Below are 21649 nucleotides of genomic sequence, written 5' to 3' on the forward strand. Positions count from 1 at the left end.
CTGACAAAAGCGACCTGACAAAAGCAGCGGTGGCCAGTGTTATCTGGCCACCTGCTGAAAATGATCGAACTTCGGCTGCTGCTCGCGCATAAACTGCGCCAACGCTTCATCCGACAACGGTCTACTGTAATAGTATCCCTGGCCGACATCACAACCACTATGCAGTAAAAACCGGTGCTGGTATTCGGTTTCTATGCCTTCCGCCGTCACCGATTTATGCAGGCTTTTGCCCAGGTTAATCAGCGCCAGTAAAATGTTGCCGTTTGTCACGCTTTGCTCCAGGTCTTGCACAAAGGCCTTGTCGATTTTTAACTCATCAATCGGATAGTTTTTGAGGTAGGCCATGTTCGAATAGCCAATACCGAAATCATCAATCGCAATGCACACGCCCAGTCGCTTTAGCTGCTCCAGCGTGCGCGTGAACATGGCTTCGTCTTTGAAGCGCGCATTTTCGGTGACTTCTAGCGTAATTAAATGTGGCGGTACGCGCTCCTGCCGCAACACGCGCTGCACGGTTTCAACCAGGTTGCCACGCAAAAACTGAATCGGCGACACATTGACCGCAATCGGCACCATATATCCCCACTCGGTTTGCATGGACTTGATCTTCTGGCAGGCGGTCTGCAACACCCATTCGCCAATGGCAAAAATATGGCCGGTTTCTTCAGCTACCGGAATAAACTGGTCGGGCGGAATCAGGCCGCGCTCAGGATGTTGCCAACGGATCAGTGCTTCCAGCGCGCTGATATTGCCATGCTGCATATTGATTTGCGGCTGGTAATACAGCATCAGTTCTTGCCGCTGCATGGCATGGCCCAGGCCATATTCAATTTCGTTGCGCTCGCCCAGTTGCTGGGCCAAGGCGCCGCTAAACATCTGCACTTTGTTTTTGCCCGCGTTTTTGGCGCTGTACAGCGCCGAGTCGGCGCAACTCAGCAAAGCATCTATCTCTTTGGCATGATCGGGGTAAATGCTGACGCCGACGCTGCAGGTCATGTTAAATACATAATCGCCAATCGCAATCGGTTGCGAGATGGCTTCCATCACGCGCTCGAGCAAGGGCTCGGCATCTTCCGCCACGCGCAGGCCGGGGTAAAGCATGACAAACTCGTCGCCGCCAAAGCGCACAATGGCATCAGTCGGGCGCGTACTCTGGATCAGCCGTTGCGCAACGTTTTCCAGCAGTTTGTCACCGGCGCGATGCCCCAGCGTATCGTTAATCAGCTTGAAGTGATCAAGGTCGATAAAGGCAATGGCAATCTTGTTGTGCGTTTTATCCGCCTCGGCAATCAGGCTGGCCAGTTTGCCACTGAAGGCATGGCGGTTGAGCAGGCCGGTCAGGTTGTCAGTGACGGCTAACTGGCGAATTTGCAATTCATGGTTCTTGCGGTCGGTAATGTCTTCTACCGTGCCTTCGTAATAGAGAATATCGCCTTGCGGGTCACACACGGCATGGGCGTTTTCTGAAATCCAGATGGTTTCACCGTTGAGCCGGTAAACTTCAGACTCAAAATTATGTACCCGGCCTTGCGCGCGGATGGCGTCGGTAAACTCACCGCGCCTGCTTTCTGCCACATAGAGCTGGGTGCTGATATTGTTGAGATCGCTGATGAGGGCTTTCGGCGACACATAGCCATACAATTTGGCCAGTGCCGGATTAGCATTCAGGTAAGTGCCGGACTCTGTGGTCTGGAACATGCCCAGCGTGGAGTTCTCGAACATGGAGCGGTACTTTTGCTCGGTACTGAATAATTCGTGCTCTATGCGTTTACGGCAACTGATGTCCTGGATAATGCCTTCCAGCGCCACGGGTTTCCCATCACTATCAAACACGGCACTGCCGCGCTCGGCGACCCAGGTGATGTCGCCGTTGGCGCGCACAATGCGGTATTCCAGCTCAAAACGCTCACCTTTTTTAATCGCAGCATCAATCACGGTGCGCGCTTGATCCCTGTCATCTGGATGCGTGATGATTTCGTAAGAGGTGGTTTTATTGAGCAGCAACTCATGCGCCGGATAGCCAGTGAGGGCTTCGCAGCCCTTGCTCACATAAATCATGGTCCAGTTGCTGTCATACAGGCAGCGGTAAATCATGCCATCCAGGTTATCCAGCAGCGTATCCAGCAATCGCTGTTGCTGCGCGGTGAGTAAGGATTCCATGATGTCGTTTTGCATGAGTCCGAAAAGGGTCGTCTGACTATTCATCAGGCATACACCTGCTCTGCAGCTTGCGAGCGCACAGAAAGCACCTTGTCCCACAGGCTTTGGGCCGTGGTCAGGGTGAGCATGCTGTTTTGGGCGATATTGGCAATGGCAATGCCGGGGTTGTGGCTGGCGCCTCTAAAGAAGGTCGTCATCGGCTGAATCTGCGTCGGCGCCAGGTAAGGGATTTCGCCCAGTGCGGAGACAAACAGGCCGAACCTGAGTGAGGCCGCTTTGTCTTCAATCACAATGATCTGCCGGTAATCAGTGAAATAATGTGGATGCCCCAGCATGCGCGCCAGGTCGATCACCGGAATCACCTCTCCGCGGTAGGCGTGCATTCCGGCAATAAACGGTGCCGACTCCGGCAAGGTGCGCAACTGGTCTTCATCAATGGCTTCGCGCACAAAGCGCGCCTCTATGCCCATCCATGAGTCACCGACGTAGAAGGTGGCATATTCCTGGCAGTCCTGCCCGGATTGCGCAAACAGGTTGGGGTTGAATTTATTGTGGATGACTTGTGCTTCGGCGTGGATGCGCTGGTTAATTTCGTCTACCTTGCCCAACGGCGTGAAAATCAGGGCAACCACTTTATTGCGGTAGCTATCCTGTTCGCTCTTGAATTCACGATAGCCATAGGCCGCACGGGCGCCGACGGCATAATAGGTGTTCTGGTAAATGGCAATATCAAACAGCTGTTCACCTTCTTTCAGCTTGCTAATGGCGGGCATCAGCTCAAAGAGTTCGCCCATGGCAAAGTCTTTATGCGTACTTGAAATCACATTCATTTGTTCATTCACGAACAGGGTGAAACTGCCATTGACCGGCGTATCTGTTTTATCGCGTGGAATCACATCGCGCAGCATGGCCTGGAATTGCGGGGTACTGTCAAACACGATAGCGATGCCACCGATGATGCTGCTACCATCCAGGTGCCGGATAGGCGCGGCATAAATATAAGTGTGTTTGTCGTTGTAGAGCGGGGTGGGTTCAAACGGCGAGACCACATAATCTTGTGTCGAGGCGCAACTGCGCGTTCGGCCTACCCATTCATCCGCCAGCTGGGTGCCGAGCAGATGGTTGTACTGGTGGTTAGACACCGCCATCACCTCACCTTTGCGGTCAAACACAATCAGGTTGTCATACACGGTGTACAGGCTATTGATATAGCGAAGCACCTCCGTCATGGTGCTTTTATCTTCAGCCTGCAGGCTGGTCTTTGCCAGCAAGTCCCTGAATACATGCGTCAGCGCCCACCAACGCACATCGTTGGCGCGTTCATACAGGTTGCGGTCCATGATTTCTACCGCCAGCTGCGCATAAAAACTAGAGTTTTCCAGCATCACAGACACCACGGTCTGGTAGAGCTCTGAGACCATGTTTTCGATGATCTGCTGGGTTTTGTGGCCGGTATGGCTGATTTCAGAAAGCAGGCTTTTGGAAAAGTTTTTCTGCTGTGTATTCACATCATTGCTTTGCCGGATATTGCCGTTCCATACCGATTGATTCAGTTTGCTCTGGATATTGGCGGCCTGCTTGGGAATATTCAGCAGGCTTTCGGAAAAAATCAGCGGGCTACGCATGACTTTGCGCAGGATATCGGCATTAATCGTGTTGACCATGTCGTGGATGGTCTGGTTAAACGCGTGCTCTATCGGAATCATCGCCTGGCCTAACCAGCCTGGCCCCAGGTAACCCTGGTAGCCCTCAGACTGTTTGGTCACGCACAGGTATTCGCGCCCGCTAAAACGCGTAATAAACCAGTCGGTGTCAGTATCCACACATAGCGAAACACCCAGTGGAATCTGGTACGGATCGCTGGAGGCAATGACATGGCGCTCTTCGTCCAGCAACACGCCTATGGTCCAGTCGTTATGCGAAATCAGGTTGTGGAAAATGGTGTCCAGCTCATTGACGAACTTAAAGCACAGGCACAGCACGCCCAGCGTGCGCTGGCCATCTTTGCTGCGTACGGCATGCGCATACACCAGCGATTTATGCAGCTTGCCGCCGATCTCTGTTTCATAAAAACGCTCTACGTATGGCTCTGTCGATTGCCGCGCCAGTGCCACAATCGGGTGGTAATGAAATAAAGTGGTCTGTGTGTCGTCCAGTTGATGCAGTAGCTGGCCCTCTTCATCAAACAGCACAATGTTGTCGTAGACGGTGTATTTTTTCTGGTATTCCTGAAAACGAAACGCAAGCCTGTCCTGGTCGGCATCTTCCACGATGTCCGCAGCCTGTTTTTCGAGATAGTCGCGCACATCATCGTCGGTGGCGAAAAATCCAATATCCGCCGTGCGCTCAAACAGGTTGCGCACCAGCAGGTTAATAATCTCAAACGCTTTTGATGACAGTTGTGCCGCGGTTTTATGCAGCGTTTCCTGCGATAAATGACGTAATACATCATTTGAAATAGTGTTAAACGCACTGCGGGTTTCTTCCATTTCGGAGCCAGTGCCGGAAAGTTGCGCCATCAATGCCAGGCTATCCCAGGCGTGTTGCAGTTGGTAAATGTGTGAACGAAAGTCATTGACCTTCTTGAAGTGGTTAGCCAAGTCCTCGGTTAACGGTTGCGGGTGCATCTTGTTGCCTCTTTCCCTATACATATTTTATTGTTGCCAGGGCATATACAGCAAAAATGGTTCCCGTTTGAGTGGGTCGAATTGAAAAACAATGGCAAGAAAAATGCTTTTATTACAATATTAAGGCCCTAAATGCACTCAATGTGGCTTGAAAATCGCTTATGAATCGTTGAACTAACATTTAAAACGCTATTTTTTCGCAGAATTGTTTTCTTCATGCTTTTTTTTAGTGCATCCAAAACCAAAAGAGTGCGTTTTTGGTGCCTGACTCTCCGTTTGCAAGTGCTCTCCCGCCTATGATTAATACCATGATTGAAATTCACAGTGTGTCTGAAGCCATCCGTGATGCGGTAGCGCCGGTGTTTTTATTAACCGGGATCGGCTCGATTTTAGGGGTGCTGATTGGGCGATTGGGGCGCTCGATAGACCGAGCCCGTTTTTTGACCGATGCACCAGAAGAGAAGCGTGAACGCTTTAAAAATGAGCTGAGGATTATTGTGCGGCGCACAAAGTGGCTGCGGCGGGCCATTGCTGCGGCCACCTTTGCTGCCTTGTGTATTTGTGTCTCGATTGCCAGTATGTTTTTGTCGGTAGAGACCGGTTTACGGTTGCCGCACCTGGTGATGGTGTCATTTATTATTTCGATGGCCTCGCTGATTTTTGGCCTGTTATGCTTTTTGCGCGAGATCGTGCTGGCGTCACGTGAAGTGATTGTGCCGTTTCAGCAGCGCGACAAGCCTGCCCAACCTTAACGGTATAGCGCGCGAATCACGTCTGTTTGCGTCAGGATGCCGACCAGTTTGTTGGACTCATCGACCACCGGCAGCAATTGCAAATGATGGCTGGTCATGAGTGGGATGGTATGCATGAGATGCATGTGCTCGGTGATGGTGATCGCCGGGGTGGTCATGATCTGGCCGACCACTTCCGGTTTGTCGCTATGCGTGGTGGGGGACCAGCGGATCAGGCGTTTTAAGGCCGGTGCCACTTCGCGGTAGCTTTCTGCCTTGGCGTGGCGCATAAAGTCAGACACGCTGAGCAGGCCTATCACCAATTGTGCCTTATTCACCACGGGAATGGCTGGTTCGGTTTGTTTGAGTATGGTTTGCCAGGCGGTTTCCAGTGGGTCGCCAAACTCAAGCATGGTTGAGACCGGGCGCATGATTTCCCTGCACTCAATGGCCTCCAGTTTGCGCCTGTAAGCAATCAGCTCGGTTTGTTCCAGCAAGCTTTGTAATTGTTCTGGGTGGATATCCAGCACCTCATGAAACTGCCCGAGCGCAGTCTGTAAGTCTTCTGTTTTAAACCCAAACTGGTAGTGCATATGGGTAGGCGAATTGGGCGCGTGCTCGTGATGTGCGGCAGGATAGCGATAGCCGGTCAGCGTATGGTACAGCCAGGCCGTGAGTACCAGTAACAGGCTGTTTGCCAACACTGGCCACCAGACAAAACTGTAGCCCAGGCTGTGAATGGCTTCGCCACCTAACACGGCAGTGAGAGCGACCGCACCACTGGGTGGGTGCAGGCAGCGTAGCGCGAACATGAGTGCAATGGCACCCAGCATGGCCAGCGCCGCGGCAAACACCAGTTGTTGCGGTAATAGCTGTGCGAAAAACACGCCTGCCAGTGCCGCCAGGGTGTTGCCCGCTAAAATGGCCCAAGGTTGTGCCAGCGGGCTGGACGGCAGGCAAAACAGGATCACCGCTGATGCACCCATGGGCGCAATTAAAAAAACCGCACTATGCCAGTCCCCTGGCACCACACTCAGGGCAATCAGCCCGGTACACAAAATCCCTAATCCGGCACCGATAGCCGCCCGCGCATAGTCGCGCAAAGTGCCTGTCATTCGGCGGGGCCAATAGGGCTTTAAAAAAGACGGTAACTCTGTCATTGCCTGGTCAAAAAACAAAGAGTGTGAAGTGTATCACGATCAATGCACTTTCCATTTTCTACCGCTGCACGGTCTGTACCGTGAGCGCCAGTGAGCCTGATAGATAGTGCGCCTGATACATCAAGATACAAAAACAGTGAAACTTCGGCACATTTTTACTGCTCATATGCGCAGAGGTTCTTTGAATGAAGTGCCAATATTAAAAAAGCAAGAAAGGATGTTGTGATGCAATCGTTTTTACAATCAAGACTCACGCATTGGGTGACTGTACCGTTAGCCGTGGCCGCTTTGTTCGGCGCAGGCTATTTCATCAAGGGCAATACGCTGGTGAACCATGCGCAGGCCACTGCGCCGGTCTCGGCAAAAGCCATGACGGCGCCGAGTGCGTATATTACCTTGCCTAACTTTGCCAGCATCGCGTCTAGCCAAGGTGCTGCGGTGGTCAATATCAGCGTCACCGGCACGGTGAAAACGGCAGGTATCCCGGGCGTGGACCCTAATGATCCGATGTTTGAATTGTTCCGCCGTTTTCAACCCAACCTGCCGCAAACTGAAACGCCCATGAACGGCCTGGGTTCAGGTTTTATCGTCAAGTCTGATGGTGTGATCCTGACCAATGCGCACGTGGTCGACAAGGCAGATGTGGTCACCGTGAAGTTGTCTGATAAACGTGAGTTCCAGGCCAAGGTGATTGGTGTGGATAAACTGACCGATGTGGCGGTACTCAAAATTGAAGCCAAAGATTTACCGACTGTGCATATCGGCAGCACCAAAAACAGCAATGTCGGCGACTGGGTGGTGGCCATTGGCTCACCATTCGGTTTTGATAACACGGTGACCGCAGGCATTATTTCAGCCAAATCGCGTGCCTTGCCAGACGAAGGCTATGTGCCTTTCCTGCAAACTGACGTGGCGATTAACCCTGGTAACTCGGGCGGGCCACTGTTTAACCTGAATGGCGAAGTGATTGGTATCAACTCGCAGATCTATAGCCGTAGCGGCGGTTACCAGGGGCTGTCATTCGCTATCCCGATTGATGTCGCCATGGGCATTGAGCAGCAATTGCTGGAAAAAGGCAAAGTCAGTCGTGGCCGTTTGGGCATTGGCGTGCAGTCGATCAACCAGGACCTGGCGAGCTCGTTTGGTTTGCAGTCGCCGAGCGGTGCGCTGGTGAGTAATATTGAGAAAAATGGCCCGGCCGACAAAGCAGGCCTGGAACCTGGTGATGTGATTGTCAAATTCAATGGACAAAGCATAGACCGCTCCAGCGATTTGCCACCGATGGTGGCCAGTGTCAAACCGGGTAGCACCGTCAGCATGGAGGTCTGGCGTAACAAGCAGTTGAAGAAACTGTCTGTGCGCATTGATGAAATGCAAACGGCTCAAGCCGGTCCGGCGGTCGTGCCAGACAGCCAGCAATCCAAACTGGGCGTCAGCGTGCGTCCGCTAACGTCGCAGGAGCTGGCGCAAACGCAGCTCAAGCAAGGCTTGCTGGTCGAAGAAGTGGCTAAAGGGCCAGCGGCCACCGCAGGCATACAACCAGGAGATGTGATCCTGGCGGTGAATGGCGACCAGGTGAAGAATGTGGGCCAGTTGCACGACAAGCTGTCGCAAAACGGCAAGAACGTGGCCTTGCTGGTGATGCGTGGTGAAAGCAAGATTTATGTGCCGGTCAAAATCAGTTAATTTTTGCGTGTGATCCTTCGAGCTTGCCCCGCTTAGGCGGGGCTTTTTTGTGTGCTGGGTAAATTCAGGCCAGACACTGCATAATTCTGCTACGCTTTCGTTTTCGCTCGTTAAAATAATAAACTATGCAAACCTTTCATATTGAGCCTACTCATGACGCGCTGTTGCAAACTGCGCTGGTGAGTCAGATTAATCAAAAGACCAAACCACTTGGCGCATTAGGCCGTCTGGAAACTCTGGCTATGCAATTAGGCATGGTGCAGCAGACCGAGCGTCCTGTGTTGCAGCAGCCGACCATGCTGGTATTTGCCGGCGATCATGGCATTGTGGAAGAAGGGGTGAGCCCTTATCCGCAGGCAGTCACCGCGCAAATGGTGCTGAATTTTCTCAATGGTGGCGCAGCGATTAATGTGTTCGCACGCCAGCATGGTTTTGATTTGCATGTGGTGGATAGCGGCGTGAATGCCGTGTTTCAGCCGCATCCGCTGCTGATAGATGCCAAAATTGGTATGGGCACGGAGAATTTCCGGCATCACCCTGCCATGACGGCTGACCAATGTACGCAAGCCATTACGCGTGGTGCGCAAATTGCGCGTAATGCGATTGCGCAGGGCTGTAACGTCATGGCGTTGGGGGAGATGGGCATAGGCAATACGTCTAGTGCCAGTTGCCTCATGAGTGTGCTGTGTGACTTGCCTATGCATCAGTGCGTGGGGCGTGGCACCGGTTTGAGTGACAAAGGCTTGCAGCACAAGCTCTCTGTGCTGACCTCAGCCTTGCAGATGCATCATGTTGCGGCTGACGAACCGTTGCAGGCGTTGGCGGCATTTGGCGGTTTTGAAATTGCCATGATGGTAGGTGCATTGCTGGCTGCCGCAGAGGCCAGGACAACCTTGCTGATTGATGGCTTTATTGCGACCTCTGCCTTGCTGGTGGCTGCCAAACTGTATCCGCAAGTGATTGATTATTGTGTATTTGCCCATTGCTCTGATGAAAGCGGGCATAGCATGATGTTGTCTCACCTCAAGGCACAGCCTTTGCTACATCTGTCCCTGCGTTTGGGGGAGGGCACTGGTGCGGTGCTGGCGTATCCCTTGTTGCAGTCAGCCGTGGCTTTCCTCAATGAAATGGCCAGTTTTGAAAGTGCTGGCGTGAGTGGGCAGTTGCAGTGAGGCTGGCTGTAGTGAAACTGCAATGGCGCTATTTCGTGTTGGCGGTCGGTTTTTTCACGCGACTACCGGTGCCTGCGGTGGTAGATTTTCAAGAGTCAGACCTCAATCACGCTGCCAGATATTTTCCGCTGGTCGGGTTGTTGATTGGCCTGTTGGCTGCCATCGTCTGGTGGCTGGCCAGTTGCGTTTTTCCACCGGCCTTGGCCGTGTTATGCAGCATGGCGGTGACCATTTACCTGACTGGTGCATTTCATGAAGATGGCCTGGCGGATAGCGCTGATGGTCTCGGTGGTGGCATGGACCGCGCGCGCAAGCTAGAAATCATGCAGGATTCGCGTCTTGGCAGTTACGGCGCGATTGCGCTGGTCGGCGTGTTGCTGTTCAAGTTTCAGGCTTTATCTGCGCTCACGCCTGCCATCTTGCCGTTTGCACTCATCTCCGCGCATGCCCTTAGCCGACTGGCGGCGGTGTATATCATGGCGAGTGCTAGCTATGTGCGTTTTGCCGGTAAGTCCAAACCCCTGGCGACTACACTTTCAAAGCAGGATATCTGGTGTGCCAGTGCCTTTGGCCTGGTGTGCTGGCTAGGCTTTTGCCTGATGCTGGGCGTGAATCATTCTGCGCTGAGTACGATACGCTTTGCCCTGATTACAGGGTTGCCTGTGCTCGCCATCTGGTGGTGGTGGCGTCGCCTGATTCTGCGCCATTTGCAGGGCTACACGGGCGACACTTTGGGCGCGACACAACAATTGACTGAGCTGGCCTTTTACTTGGGGTTATTGGCCTGGGAACATTTAGCATGAAACTGACCTTAGTCCGCCATACCAGTTTGCAAGTCGCCGAGGGCATTTGCTATGGTCAGAGTGATATTGATGTCTCGGTTAACTTTGCCAGTGAGTTATCACAACTCAAGCAGAAGCTGATTCACGAACAAATTGATGCGGTCTATGCCAGTCCGCTGCAACGCTGCAGCAAGCTGGCGCATGCCTTGGGTTTCGACGGCATCACGCATGACGAGCGCCTGAAAGAGTTGCATTTTGGCGATTGGGAAATGCAGTCTTGGAACGATATTCCACGTGAGTTGTTTGATGTGTGGGCACAGAACTACGCCGAGCTGGCGCCACCCAATGGTGAAACGTTTGCCGGGTTGCAGCAGCGCGGTGTGGACTTTTTGCAGGAAGTGCAGGCGCGCCATGCAGGTCAGCATGTGTTGGTGGTCACGCATGGCGGCATGATACGCGCCCTCATCGCGCATGTGCTCAATATGCAGCTCAAAGGCCTGTTCCGCTTTCACGTCGATTACGCCAGCCTGACGCGGTTGGATCTGTCGGGCGCGATTCCCAAAATTGAGTTTGTGAACCGCTAAGCTTTTCTCAATAATTCAAATACCTTGTCATGCTCACAATGCGCCACGTTAAAACGTAGCCACGACGACGGCTGCTGGTAAGGCCGGAACAAGTTGCCTGGCGCCAGCATGATGTTCTGTCTGGATGCTTCGCTGGCCACCTCCGCAGCATTTTTGTCGTTGGCCAGTTTGGCCCACACAAACATGCCACCGGCAGGCTCGGCATGAATGCTCAAACCACATTCCTCCAGGGCACGTATTACCTGCGTTCTTTTCAGTTCCAGCCGGTTACGCACTTTCTCCATATGCTTGCGGTACCGGCCTTCGACCAGAATTTGATACATCACGCGCTGGTTGATTTCTGAGCTAGTGAGGCCGGTGAGCAGTTTGAGGTCGAGCAAGCGGCTGGCCAGTTCGGCTTGGCAAGCGATAAAACCCACGCGCAAGCTGGCCGAAATGGTTTTGGAGTAGCTGCTGACGTAAATCACGCGGTTGAGTTGATCCAGTGCCGCCAGGCGCGGCGCATTTTGCGGATGAAAGTCGCCGTAAATATCGTCTTCCACAATATATAAACCGTATTTTTCTGCTAGTTGTAATATCTGGTGCGCCACCGCCAGGCTGGTGCTGGTGCCAGTAGGGTTATGCAATACGGTGTTGGTGAAAAACAGTTTGGGTCTGTGTTCTTGTAGGAGCTGCTGCAAGGCGCTGACGTCCGGGCCATTCAACAGTCGTGGCACCCCCATAATGCGTGCGCCCATGGATTTTAAAAATCCAAACAAAGTGTAGTAGCCAGGGTCGTCTACCAATACCACATCACCAGGTTTGATGAACAGCCGTGCGACTAAATCGAGGCCATGTGAAGCGCCATTGGTCATCAGGATGTGTTGCGCCTCTGCATGGATGCCAATGTCGGCCAGGTTCTTTTGTGCCAATTGTTGCCGTAATGGTAAGTACCCACTCACATCGCCATAACCGGTTAAAAAATACCCCGATTTTCGTGACAACTCATTCAGGCTTTTTTGAATGACTTTTTCATCCAGCCAGTCTTTGGGTAACCAGCCACAGCCAGGCCGGATGGCATCTGGCACGTCCCTGAAAGTGTTATGCAGCAGCCATAACACATCGTCAGCCCTATCCAGGTAAGAGGTGCTTGCAACGCTTTCTTCAGGCTTGTTGAGCGGCGCCACATAAAAGCCTGAGCCGCGCCGTGACAGCAGATAACCCAGCGCTACCAGGCGGTCATAGGCGTCGACCACCGTAAAGCGACTGATGCCATGTTGCAATGCAAAGTCTCGGATGGAAGGCAGGCGCGTGCCTGTACGCAACACGCGTTGCTCCACCAGTTGTTTGATGCCAATGACAACTTGCTCGACCAGCGGTACCGGGTCTTGCAGGTTGATGGTAATGAGTGATTGCGTGACTGGCATGGTATATGGACCTGTACAGTGCTTTATATTGATATGTAAATTGTACATGTAGTGTACATGTGTGGGGCGATAGTATGTGGTTTATATTTTCAGGATAAACCTTCGATGAAATCCTCGCTTGCGCTCTTCATGTTGGCATTGATGACTTTGCCACTGTTGCTAAACGGTCAACATCATCCAGTGCGTGATGCACGTATGGACGCTGCCAATCAACCGGTATGCCTGAGTAATCTACATGGCATGGAGGCGTGTGATGCCGCGGTAATCTCACCGCAAACCATGCAGCCTGCCAGGCAAAAAACCATGGTGCTGGTGAGAGGGCAGTTGCTGCCACTCCAGCCGGACCATCACTAAATACCGCAATCTTCTCATGTATACCCCCAAACATTTTTCTGCCCCCAGTGAGGCGGCGCTACACGAACTGATACGGGCATATCCATTTGCCACCTTGATCATGACCACAGGCAGTGGTCTGGAGGTGAATCATTTGCCGCTGTATTTAGAGGATCAGGGTGTGTTGAGCGGCCACCTGGCGCGTGCAAACCCCTTATGGCAAGCCGTGCCGGTTGAGCAACCGGTGATGGCGATTTTTCATGGGCCGCATACCTATGTAACGTCGTCGTGGTACGCCACCAAAGCCCAAACAGGCAGGGTAGTGCCGACCTGGAATTATGTGGTGGCGCATGTGCGTGGCACGTTGCGGGTGATCGAGGATGCCCACTGGTTGCGCGCCCACCTGGCAGCGCTGACGGCGCAACAGGAAGCGGCATTTGAGCCACCTTGGCAACTGGAAGATTCGCCCGCAGACTTTATAAATCAACTCATGCAGGCAGTGGTGGGCATTGAAATTGAAGTCACGCAACTGACCGGCAAGTGGAAGGTAAGCCAGAATCAGCCGCTGGAGAATCAACTGGGTGTATTACAGGGGTTGGGTGCGAGTGAGGCCGCGCATGGCCAAGCCATGGCTGAGATTGTCCGGGCAGTCAACCACTTATCGACTTAGAGGCTTTGTCTAGCGCTTGTGCTAGTCGTGACCAGGCGGTGGGTGGCGGTAACCCAAATCGCAGTGCTTGCGGCGCTGCAAAATAACGCGTCCATACGCCTTGCTCGGCCAAGGCCTGCTGCAACGTATGGCTGGCAGGGTGCGGCACATATTGGAATAAATCTGTGCCACCTGTCGGAGTCAGTCCATGCTGGCTAAGTAGTTGTGCTAACTGTGCTGATTGTGTCGGCAGATGTTTGCGCATCTGCTGTTGCCAGTCGTGGTCAGCCAGTGCATGACCGGCGATAAATTGACTGGGGCCAGTGATGGTCCATGGACCGAGCAATGATTCCACTTGCGTCAATGCTTCTGGCTCGCCAAGCAGAAAGCCCACCCGTAGCCCGGCTAGGCCAAAAAACTTGCCCAGCGACCGTAACACCCATAACCCTGCTTGCCCGCTATGGCTGGCGAGGCTATGTTGCGGTGTGGTGTCCATAAACGCTTCGTCTACCACCAGCCAGCCGCCGCGTGCGGCCAGTTGGGTATGCCAGTCCAACAGCGTGTCGGTTGGGTATAAGTACCCGGTGGGGTTGTTGGGGTTACATACCAGCAATACGTCCATATCCTGCAACAGATGGTCATCTGGCATCTGGTCAAAAAATTGCACCTGATGCCCGGCACGTTGCCAGGCATGCGCGTGTTCTTGATACATGGTACGTGGCATGGCGACACGGCATGGCGCGCGTAAGGTGGGCAATGCTTGTAGGGCTGCCTGTGAGCCTGCGCAGGCCAGCAGATGTGCGCAACCATAATAAGCACGAGCTGCAGCCTGTAGCGCATCTGGCGCGGGGGGCAAGCGTTGAAACAGCGCGGGTGCTAATGCTGGAATCGGGTAGTGCTGAGGATGAATTCCGGTAGAGATATCCAGCCAGTCTGCCAATGGCCTGCCGTATTGTTGCGCGGCCTGCTGCAGGTTACCGCCATGCTCAAGCATAAGTGATCGCTCCAAGCAGTACCGCAAGTGCTAGCCAACTCAGGATGCCATTACGTACCAATTGCAAGGCACGGGGAATATCCTCTTTGGTGGGCGCAATGTCGGTGCCCAGGCGCGGGCGCTCATGCCACTCACCGTCATAACGGGCGCGTCCGCCCAATTGCACATTCAACGAGCCTGCCCCGGCGGCCATTACCGGGCCTGCATTCGGGCTATCCCATAACGGCGCTTGTTGCCGCCAGGCTTGCCATGCCAGCCGTGTCTGTCCGAGTAATGCATAGGTGAGCGCCGTCAGCCTGGCGGGGACATAGTTCAGCACATCGTCCAGCCGCGCGGCTGCCCAGCCATAGTAAAAATAACGCGGTGTTTTATAACCCCACATGGCGTCCAGCGTGTTTACCAGGCGGTACGCCAATGCGCCCGGCCCGCCAGCAATAAAAAACCAGAACAATGCCCCAAACACACTATCGCTGCCGTTTTCCAGCACCGATTCAATCGTCGCACTGACGGGTTCAATCGCGTCTACATCACGGCTGACCATATAAGAAGTCGCCTGCTGCGCCTCTTGAAACTTGCCATTGTGCAAAGCATGGTAAACCGCCAGACCATGCTGGCGCAGGCTGCGGTGGCCGATGGCAAAGTATAGTAAATAGATATGCAAGGCGAGCGCTAGCCACATGGATAGCTGCATCGCGTAGATGATCAGCAAGATAGGCGGCAGCACGAGTAAAACCACCCCCAAAGCGCCTGCGAGGCGTTGGCGAGCGTGTGGCTGCTGGCTGGGAGGATTTAGGCGTTTTTCAAGTTGTGTCACCAGCCAGCCAAAGCCCACCAGCGGGTGCAAGCGCCTGGGTTCACCCAGCCAGCTATCAAGCACGACCGCACCACAGGCAAGCCCGGCGAGTGTGAGATAATCGAGTGATGGATAAACAGGCAGTGAAAACATTAATGGTTCAGGGCACCACGTCGGATGCCGGTAAAAGTACGCTGGTGGCCGGGTTGTGCCGCGTATTGTACCGCAGCGGGGTGGCGGTGGCGCCATTCAAGCCGCAAAACATGGCGCTCAACGCCGCCGTGACCGCTGATGGTGGCGAGATTGGCCGGGCGCAAGCGGTGCAAGCCATGGCCTGTGGATTGCAGCCACATACCGATATGAATCCGGTGTTGCTCAAGCCGAATTCAGACACTGGTTGCCAAGTGATTATTCACGGCCAGGTGGTGGGTAACCAGGAAGCGAGCACTTACCACGACTATAAAAAAACGGCCATGCAGGCGGTGCTGCAATCTTATCAGCGCCTGCAACAGCAGTATGACTGTGTGGTGGTAGAGGGCGCAGGCAGCCCGGCTGAAATCAATCTGCGCGCCAATGATATTGCCAATATGGGTTTTGCCGAGGCGGTGGATTGCCCGGTGATTCTGGTGGCCGATATTGATAAAGGCGGCGTGTTTGCACACCTGGTTGGCACCCTGGCTTTACTCAGCGAAAGTGAGCAAGCGCGGGTGGTGGGTTTTGTGATTAACAAGTTCCGCGGCGATATTGCCTTGCTGCAGCCTGGGTTGGACTGGCTGGAACAGCGCACGGGCAAACCCGTGCTAGGCGTGTTGCCCTATCTGCATGATTTGCATCTGGAAGCAGAGGATGCCGTGGCCAGGACGAGTAGCAAAAACACCAGTGCGCAATTAAAGGTCGTCGTGCCTGTATTACCGCATATCGCCAACCATACCGACTTTGACGCGCTGCGCCTGCATCCACAGGTAGACTTGCAGTTTGTGCGCTTGAGTGAGCCTGTGCCCGCCGCGGATTTAATTATTTTGCCTGGCAGCAAGAATGTGCGTGGCGATTTGGCGGCTTTGCGCGAGTCTGGCTGGGAGCCTGTCATTGCGCGGCATTTGCGTTACGGCGGCAAAGTGCTGGGGATTTGCGGCGGCTTCCAGATGCTCGGCCAGCAGTTGCATGACCCCATGGCGCTAGAGGGCGAGGCTGGCAGCAGTGCTGGCTTTGGCTGGTTGCCCATGGATACCACACTGGAAGCACATAAGCAGCTCAAACAAGTCTCTGGCAAGCTGGCTTTTGCCGATGCGGAGTTACGGGGTTATGAGATTCATATGGGCGTGAGTAGCGGCGCCGCATTAACGCGCCCGGCGCATCTCATCGCGGGCCAGGCAGAAGGCGCATTGTCAGTCGATGGCCAGGTCGCGGGTAGTTATGTGCATGGTTTGTTTGATCATCCGCAAGCCTGTGCTGCCTGGTTGCAATGGGCGGGGTTGTCTAATCAGGTAGATTACGACTACATGCAATTGCGCGAACAGAGTCTGGAGCAACTGGCAGACAGTGTGTGCCAGCATATGAACTGGTCCGCACTCGCCTCGCATCTGCCAGCAGGATTTAAGCCAGGTTAGCCTGCCACCACTTTAATCGTCTGCTCAAAGGCTTGCACCACTTGCCCGGCGCGGATTTTGGCGGTTTTTCTGCGCTCAATGGCGCCATCGACCTTAATCAAGCCTTCGGCCACCATAGACTTTCCCTGGCCACCACTGTCGGCCACGCCTTCCAGTTTGAGCAAATCACACAGGGCGATAAATTCGCCTCTCAGTTCAAAAGTCGTCGTTGCCATGGTTAGTCCTGTGTTTAGCTTAAAACGTCATTTTAAGGCTTGTTTGCGGTTTCTGGCGGTAAATTCACTTCCAGTGTCAGTGAGGCATTCTGGCTTTCCCACAGGTGTTCATTCAACTGGTGATGCACGGTGACAAACAGAAAATTCAGCCCGGCTTTTTGCGGATGAAAGCTAAACTCACCTTGTTGGTTGGCGTGAATGTTGGAGGTTCTGACGTTGTCGAGATCGTACAAGTCTTCAACTCTGTGTTTAATAAAATGTTCGTTATCCGTCACCACGATAACGCGCGCATCCGGCACCGGTTTGCCGTTCTCTAGCACACGGAAACTGAGTTCACCACCCAGCAGCAGACCATTGGGTGACGCCAGTGGAATAATCTCCAGGCCTTGGTTAAAGGGCTTGGCGGTGTATTTTTGCTGGCCTTTGAAAATATAAGTGTCAGCATAGCTATAGTAGTTCATGGTAGTCGGCTTACCGGTCACGCGCTTCATATCAGCGGCAAAATACAGTTTTTTATCCGCCGTCTCCACCGCTTTATACACCGGCCCCACGCGTTGGCCGGTGCTGATACGATAAGTGCCTTCCTCTTTTAATTCTGGCTCGAGATACACCGCTGCCTTGGTTTTGGCAATCGGCTTGATCGCAGCCGTTGTGCCGTTAGGCGCCGTGATCGTGAAGTTGGGCGAGTCCATGGCAAAGTCAGCCTGAAATGGAAACTCGGTAAACGCCGACTCAATGGTCAGGCGGTGGTGTGTGACATTGAACTGGTTGGGTTTTAAAAACGGTACATGCGCCTCGGCAGCCAGCGAGGCGACCAAAGCGATCATGGCTAAGCAACACTTTTTCATGGAATTTCTTTCTTGTTATTTAAGCTTTAACGGCAAGCCTGCTGCAATAAAACTAACTTGATCAGCAATGGCTGCCACATGCTGGTTCAAGCGGCCTTGTTCATCCTGAAACTGGCGATTAATTTCGCCTAGCGGCACGATGCCCATGCCGACTTCATTGCTGACTAAAAACACCGTGGCTTGTAATTGCGGCAACGCGTCCAGCAAGGCCTGCTTTTCGGCCTGCCAATCCAGGCGTTCTGGTTTGTCGCAGTCGGGGCAAATGCATTGCGCCAGCCACAAGGTGAGGCAATCAACGATTAAGCAGGTATCCGGTGCATCGTTGTCCAGCAACGTTTGCCCAAGGTTAAACGGCGCCTCTACCAGTGCCCAATAGGGTGGACGGCGTTCTTTGTGATGCGACACCCGCTTGGCAAACTCATCGTCATACACTTGCGCGGTGGCGATATAAGTCACGGGCAACTCAAGCGCAGAAGCCAGCCGCTCTGCATAAGCGCTTTTGCCGCTACGTGCACCGCCTAAAATCAAATGGCTGCTCATGAAATACTCCCATGCTGTTGTTGCCAGCGTTGAATAATGGTTTGCAATTGGGGTAGGCCTTCTGTAAACAATGCGGGGCCGGGCTGCAAAATGTCGACGGATTTGATTTCGTAAAGATGGCCGTCTCGTATGGCGGGCATGGCTTGCCAACCTGCACGTGCAGCCACTTTTGTTGGCTGGAATTTTTTGCCGCACCAGGAGCCAATGATGATGTCAGGCTGCACGGCTAACACTTGTTCTGCCGTCACTTGGCGGTCACGTGCGCTGTGAAACTGGCTTAAATGCGGGAAGCAATCGACGCCGCCTGCGGCTTCAATGAGCTCTGCCGCCCAGCGGATGCTGCACATCATGGGCTCGTCCCACTCTTCAAAATAGACCTTGGGTTTACGTGACCAAGCGGTGGCTTGCTGGCGCGCGTCAGTCAATTGTGCCTGGTAGGTTTCTACCAGTTTCTCAGCTTTGTCGCTGGCTCCAACCAAATCGCCAACGGTGAGTATCATTTGCAAAGTTTCGTCCAGGCTGCGCTGGTTAAACACATGCACCTGGCAACCAGCTTTAATCAGTGAGGCGGCAATGTCGGCCTGCAAATTGGAGAAACACAGCACCAGGTCAGGTTGCAGGGCTAGAATTTTTTCGATATTGGCGCTGGTAAACGCACTGATTTTGGGTTTTTCTTTGCGTGCAATGGCTGGGCGGGTGGTGAAGCCGGAAATGCCGACCAGTCGGTCTTGCTGCCCCAACAGGTATAACACCTCTACCGTTTCAGTGGTCAGGCAGACAATGCGTTGTGGCCAACGCTTCATGGCTGCGCCTCGTGATTGTGCCAGCCGTTTTCCATCAGCATGTCTGAGAGTGGTTTTTCGGTAGCCCAGCCTTGTTCTACCAGCATGGGTGATTTATAAAAGGTATTCACATAGCCCAAGCATAAAATCGCCACCGGTTTGGCATCGGCTGGCATGCCTAATAATTGCGCCAGGGCTTGTGGGTCAAACAGGCTGACCCAGCCCATGCCTATGCCTTCGGCGCGCGCTGCCAGCCACAGGTTTTGAATGGCACAACTGACAGAAGCCAGGTCCATCTCGGGCAGTGTGCGACGGCCAAATACATATTTCTCGCGCTGGTCACACAAGGTGGCGATCAGTAATTCGCCACAGTCCAAAATGCCTTCGACTTTTAGCCGCATAAATTCGGCCATACGCGCCGTATTTTCAACTTCGCCAATGGCTTGCGCCGTGCGTTTGCGTTCTTCATCCACCAGCGCATGGATGCGTTTGCGTAAGTCAGTATCGCTGATACGGATAAAGCGCCATGGCTGCATCAGGCCAACGCTGGGGGCATGGTGTGCAGCCTGCAATAGTGTTTGCAATAATTCAGGCGTAATCGGCGTCGGCAAAAAGTGCCGCATATCGCGCCGCTCGGCAATCACTTTGTAAATCGCCGCTTTGTCGGTGTCTGAATAGGCAAAACTCATGGCAGGAAAAATTGTGCGGCCAGCGCCGGGTTGGACGGGAAATAAAAATGCAGAAAACTGGCGGTGATATTCTGGTGGCGATAGACCGCTTCACCCGCGCCATATTTGCCTTTGCCTTGGGCAATGACCGGCAAGTCAGTCTCGAAGCGGCCATAGTGAAAGGTGTGTGCGCCTATGCTGGCAGCGTCGTCATCCGAGGTTGCAAACGAGGCGTGTTGCGTGCCCAGGCCTTGTAGCTTGGGTTGAATCTCACTGTTGCCTGGCAATAGCCCGAACACAGGCTGGCCATTCAGCGTGTCACCTAGCGCCAGCATGCCGCCGCACTCTGCCAGGATAGGTTTACCCGCTTGGGCGGCGGCGTGTAGCCCGTCGCGCATGCTGTGGTTATGTTGCAGTTGGTCCAGATGTAGTTCGGGATAGCCGCCGGGTAGCCAATAAGCATCTGCGGCAGGTAACTGCGCATCGTGCACAGGTGAAAAAAACGCAATATTGGCACCCAGTGTTTGCAGTAAATCCAAATTCGCTTGATAGGTAAAACAGAACGCGGCATCTTTCGCCACGGCAATGGTTTTGCCTTGCAGCAATGGCGTGACAGCAGACTGCTCTGGCGCTTGAAAGCTCACGGTGGGCGGCAAAGGAATCTCTGGCCCCAGTAATTGCGCAGCGGTTTCTATGCGCTGCTCAATATCGTCAATCTCTTGTGCCAGGTGCAGACCAAGGTGGCGCTCTGGCAAACTCAGCTGTGGGTCATGCTTCATGGCACCCAGCCAGGGGATATCGGCTGGCAAGGCGGCTTGGATCATCTTGGCGTGGCCATCGCTGCCAATTTGGTTGGCAAATACGCCTGCGCGTTTCAAGCTTGGCCTAAACGCGTACAAGCCATAGGCAATCGCGGCAAAAGTTTGCGCCATGGCTTTGGCATTAATCACCAAGCCGACGGCAATGCCAAAACGTTCGGCAATATCGGCACAAGACGGCGTGCCGTCATAAAGCCCCATCACGCCTTCGAGCAAAATCACGTCATTTTGCTGGGCGGCTTGGTAGAGTAAGCGCTGCGCATCGGCTTCGCCGCACATGCCGAGGTCGAGGTTATAGACCGGCTTGCCGGTGGCGACTTGCAGAATCATGCCGTCAATAAAGTCCGGGCCGCATTTAAAGGCTTGCACACGCAGGCCACGGTTGCGGTAAGCGCGTGCCAAGGCGGCGGTGGTCATGGTTTTGCCTTGGCCGGAAGCAGGCGCAGCCATGAGCATGGCGTGACAGCTAGCTGCTTGCATTAGAGGTCTATCCCAGCCTGGGCTTTGATGCCTGCGCGCCAGGCGTGTTTGACGTCCATCAGTTCAGTGACGGTATCGGCCGCATTTCTTAATGCCTCAGAAGCACCGCGGCCAGTAATGACCACGTGCTGCATGGGTGGACGCTTGGCAATGGCGTCCAGCACCATCTGCTCATCTAGATAACCGTATTTGAAGGTGTAAGTGAGTTCGTCCAGCACCACGAGATTGATCGCCGGATCTTGCAGCATTTGCGCCACGATTTGCCAGCCACGCATGGCCGTTTCGGTATCGCGCTGGCGGTCTTGTGTATTCCAGGTAAAGCCTTCGCCCAGCACATGCCAGGTGACGGCAGGATGCTGGCGGAAAAAGGCTTCTTCGCCGGTATCTGAACGACCTTTGATAAATTGGGCCACGCCGACACGCATGCCGTGGCCGAGGGAGCGGGCTACCATGCCAAAGGCAGAAGAGCTTTTGCCTTTGCCGTTGCCGGTGAGAATGAGGAGCAGGCCTTTTTCCTGATTAGCCTGCTCGATTTTTTCGTCAATGACCGCTTTTTTGCGGATCATGCGCGCCTTATGGCGGCTGTCACGGTCATTGGTTTCCATGATGCTGTG

Annotated in this window: 21 protein-coding genes; 8 read left to right on the forward strand and 13 right to left on the reverse strand. The window is 53.8% G+C overall.

Annotation, left to right across the window (positions count from 1 at the left end):
- Positions 1-39: 39 nt before the first annotated feature.
- Together INP78_RS00265 and INP78_RS00270 are read right to left on the reverse strand one after the other, a co-directional pair.
- Positions 40-2205: a GGDEF and EAL domain-containing protein gene (locus INP78_RS00265; protein ID WP_228522569.1), complete on the reverse strand. Its 2166-nt coding sequence runs from the start codon at positions 2203-2205 to the stop codon at positions 40-42.
- The gene (locus tag INP78_RS00270; protein ID WP_228522570.1) at positions 2205-4811 is read right to left on the reverse strand and encodes a chemotaxis protein CheW; all 2607 of its coding nucleotides are present in this window, start codon (positions 4809-4811) and stop codon (positions 2205-2207) included. Before INP78_RS00270 ends, INP78_RS00265 begins: the two co-directional genes overlap by 1 nt.
- Before the next feature lie 284 nt (positions 4812-5095).
- Between INP78_RS00270 and INP78_RS00275 the strand changes: the two genes are divergently transcribed.
- A complete protein-coding gene (locus tag INP78_RS00275) occupies positions 5096-5539 on the forward strand; it encodes a DUF2721 domain-containing protein (RefSeq protein WP_194740261.1) in 444 nt (147 codons plus the stop codon).
- Here the strand turns inward: INP78_RS00275 and INP78_RS00280 are convergent.
- Positions 5536-6633, reverse strand: a complete 1098-nt coding sequence (locus INP78_RS00280) for an HPP family protein (RefSeq protein ID WP_228522571.1) — start codon at positions 6631-6633, stop codon at positions 5536-5538. The genes INP78_RS00275 and INP78_RS00280 overlap by 4 nt on opposite strands.
- 270 nt (positions 6634-6903) lie before the next feature.
- On the opposite strand from INP78_RS00280, the gene INP78_RS00285 reads away from it, so the two are divergent.
- The 4 genes from INP78_RS00285 to cobC all read left to right on the forward strand — a co-directional run bounded on the left by INP78_RS00285 (position 6904) and on the right by cobC (position 10902).
- Positions 6904-8364, forward strand: coding sequence for a DegQ family serine endoprotease (locus tag INP78_RS00285; protein WP_194740262.1), 1461 nt, complete (start codon positions 6904-6906; stop codon positions 8362-8364).
- A gap of 125 nt (positions 8365-8489) precedes the next feature.
- Positions 8490-9536 carry a nicotinate-nucleotide--dimethylbenzimidazole phosphoribosyltransferase gene (cobT, locus tag INP78_RS00290; RefSeq protein WP_194740263.1) on the forward strand — a complete coding sequence of 349 codons (1047 nt, stop codon included), beginning with the start codon at positions 8490-8492 and terminating at the stop codon, positions 9534-9536.
- Positions 9537-9547: 11 nt separating this feature from the next.
- Positions 9548-10339, forward strand: a complete 792-nt coding sequence (locus tag INP78_RS00295; protein WP_194740264.1) for an adenosylcobinamide-GDP ribazoletransferase — start codon at positions 9548-9550, stop codon at positions 10337-10339.
- A complete protein-coding gene (cobC, locus tag INP78_RS00300; protein ID WP_194740265.1) occupies positions 10336-10902 on the forward strand; it encodes an alpha-ribazole phosphatase in 567 nt (188 codons plus the stop codon). Before INP78_RS00295 ends, cobC begins: the two co-directional genes overlap by 4 nt.
- On the opposite strand, the gene INP78_RS00305 is transcribed toward cobC, so the two are convergent.
- Positions 10899-12308, reverse strand: a complete 1410-nt coding sequence (locus INP78_RS00305) for a PLP-dependent aminotransferase family protein (RefSeq protein ID WP_228522572.1) — start codon at positions 12306-12308, stop codon at positions 10899-10901. The two genes, cobC and INP78_RS00305, sit on opposite strands and share 4 nt — an antisense overlap.
- 105 nt (positions 12309-12413) lie before the next feature.
- Here INP78_RS00305 and INP78_RS00310 point away from each other — a divergent pair, with 105 nt between their 5' ends.
- On the forward strand, positions 12414-12662 hold the full coding sequence (locus INP78_RS00310) for a hypothetical protein (RefSeq protein WP_194740267.1): 249 nt from the start codon (positions 12414-12416) through the stop codon (positions 12660-12662).
- A 16-nt stretch (positions 12663-12678) separates the two neighbouring features.
- The gene (locus INP78_RS00315) at positions 12679-13311 is read left to right on the forward strand and encodes an FMN-binding negative transcriptional regulator (protein WP_194740268.1); all 633 of its coding nucleotides are present in this window, start codon (positions 12679-12681) and stop codon (positions 13309-13311) included.
- Here INP78_RS00315 and cobD read toward each other — a convergent pair.
- Together cobD and cbiB are read right to left on the reverse strand one after the other, a co-directional pair.
- On the reverse strand, positions 13292-14284 hold the full coding sequence (gene cobD / locus INP78_RS00320; RefSeq protein WP_194740269.1) for a threonine-phosphate decarboxylase CobD: 993 nt from the start codon (positions 14282-14284) through the stop codon (positions 13292-13294). The two genes, INP78_RS00315 and cobD, sit on opposite strands and share 20 nt — an antisense overlap.
- A complete protein-coding gene (gene cbiB / locus INP78_RS00325; protein ID WP_194740270.1) occupies positions 14277-15230 on the reverse strand; it encodes an adenosylcobinamide-phosphate synthase CbiB in 954 nt (317 codons plus the stop codon). The genes cobD and cbiB overlap by 8 nt, the downstream gene beginning before the upstream one ends.
- Before the next feature lie 2 nt (positions 15231-15232).
- On the opposite strand from cbiB, the gene INP78_RS00330 reads away from it, so the two are divergent.
- Positions 15233-16684, forward strand: coding sequence for a cobyric acid synthase (locus tag INP78_RS00330; protein WP_194741058.1), 1452 nt, complete (start codon positions 15233-15235; stop codon positions 16682-16684).
- Here the strand turns inward: INP78_RS00330 and INP78_RS00335 are convergent.
- From INP78_RS00335 to cobO, 7 genes are read right to left on the reverse strand one after another with little or no spacing between them, the layout of a single operon-like run.
- Positions 16681-16899 (reverse strand): RNA-binding S4 domain-containing protein, encoded by a 219-nt coding sequence (locus tag INP78_RS00335; protein ID WP_194740271.1) that lies wholly within the window; start codon positions 16897-16899, stop codon positions 16681-16683. The genes INP78_RS00330 and INP78_RS00335 overlap by 4 nt on opposite strands.
- A gap of 32 nt (positions 16900-16931) precedes the next feature.
- On the reverse strand, positions 16932-17747 hold the full coding sequence (locus INP78_RS00340) for a DUF4198 domain-containing protein (RefSeq protein WP_194740272.1): 816 nt from the start codon (positions 17745-17747) through the stop codon (positions 16932-16934).
- A gap of 15 nt (positions 17748-17762) precedes the next feature.
- Positions 17763-18287 (reverse strand): bifunctional adenosylcobinamide kinase/adenosylcobinamide-phosphate guanylyltransferase, encoded by a 525-nt coding sequence (cobU, locus tag INP78_RS00345; protein WP_194740273.1) that lies wholly within the window; start codon positions 18285-18287, stop codon positions 17763-17765.
- Positions 18284-19090, reverse strand: a complete 807-nt coding sequence (locus INP78_RS00350) for a cobalamin-binding protein (RefSeq protein WP_194740274.1) — start codon at positions 19088-19090, stop codon at positions 18284-18286. Before INP78_RS00350 ends, cobU begins: the two co-directional genes overlap by 4 nt.
- Positions 19087-19758: a 5,6-dimethylbenzimidazole synthase gene (gene bluB / locus INP78_RS00355; protein WP_194740275.1), complete on the reverse strand. Its 672-nt coding sequence runs from the start codon at positions 19756-19758 to the stop codon at positions 19087-19089. Before bluB ends, INP78_RS00350 begins: the two co-directional genes overlap by 4 nt.
- The gene (locus INP78_RS00360; protein ID WP_194740276.1) at positions 19755-21035 is read right to left on the reverse strand and encodes a cobyrinate a,c-diamide synthase; all 1281 of its coding nucleotides are present in this window, start codon (positions 21033-21035) and stop codon (positions 19755-19757) included. The genes bluB and INP78_RS00360 overlap by 4 nt, the downstream gene beginning before the upstream one ends.
- Positions 21035-21640 (reverse strand): cob(I)yrinic acid a,c-diamide adenosyltransferase, encoded by a 606-nt coding sequence (gene cobO, locus INP78_RS00365; protein WP_194740277.1) that lies wholly within the window; start codon positions 21638-21640, stop codon positions 21035-21037. The genes INP78_RS00360 and cobO overlap by 1 nt, the downstream gene beginning before the upstream one ends.
- Positions 21641-21649: the final 9 nt, after the last annotated feature.

This window comes from Methylophilus sp. 14 (assembly GCF_015354345.1).
Classification (GTDB): Bacteria; Pseudomonadota; Gammaproteobacteria; order Burkholderiales; family Methylophilaceae; genus Methylophilus.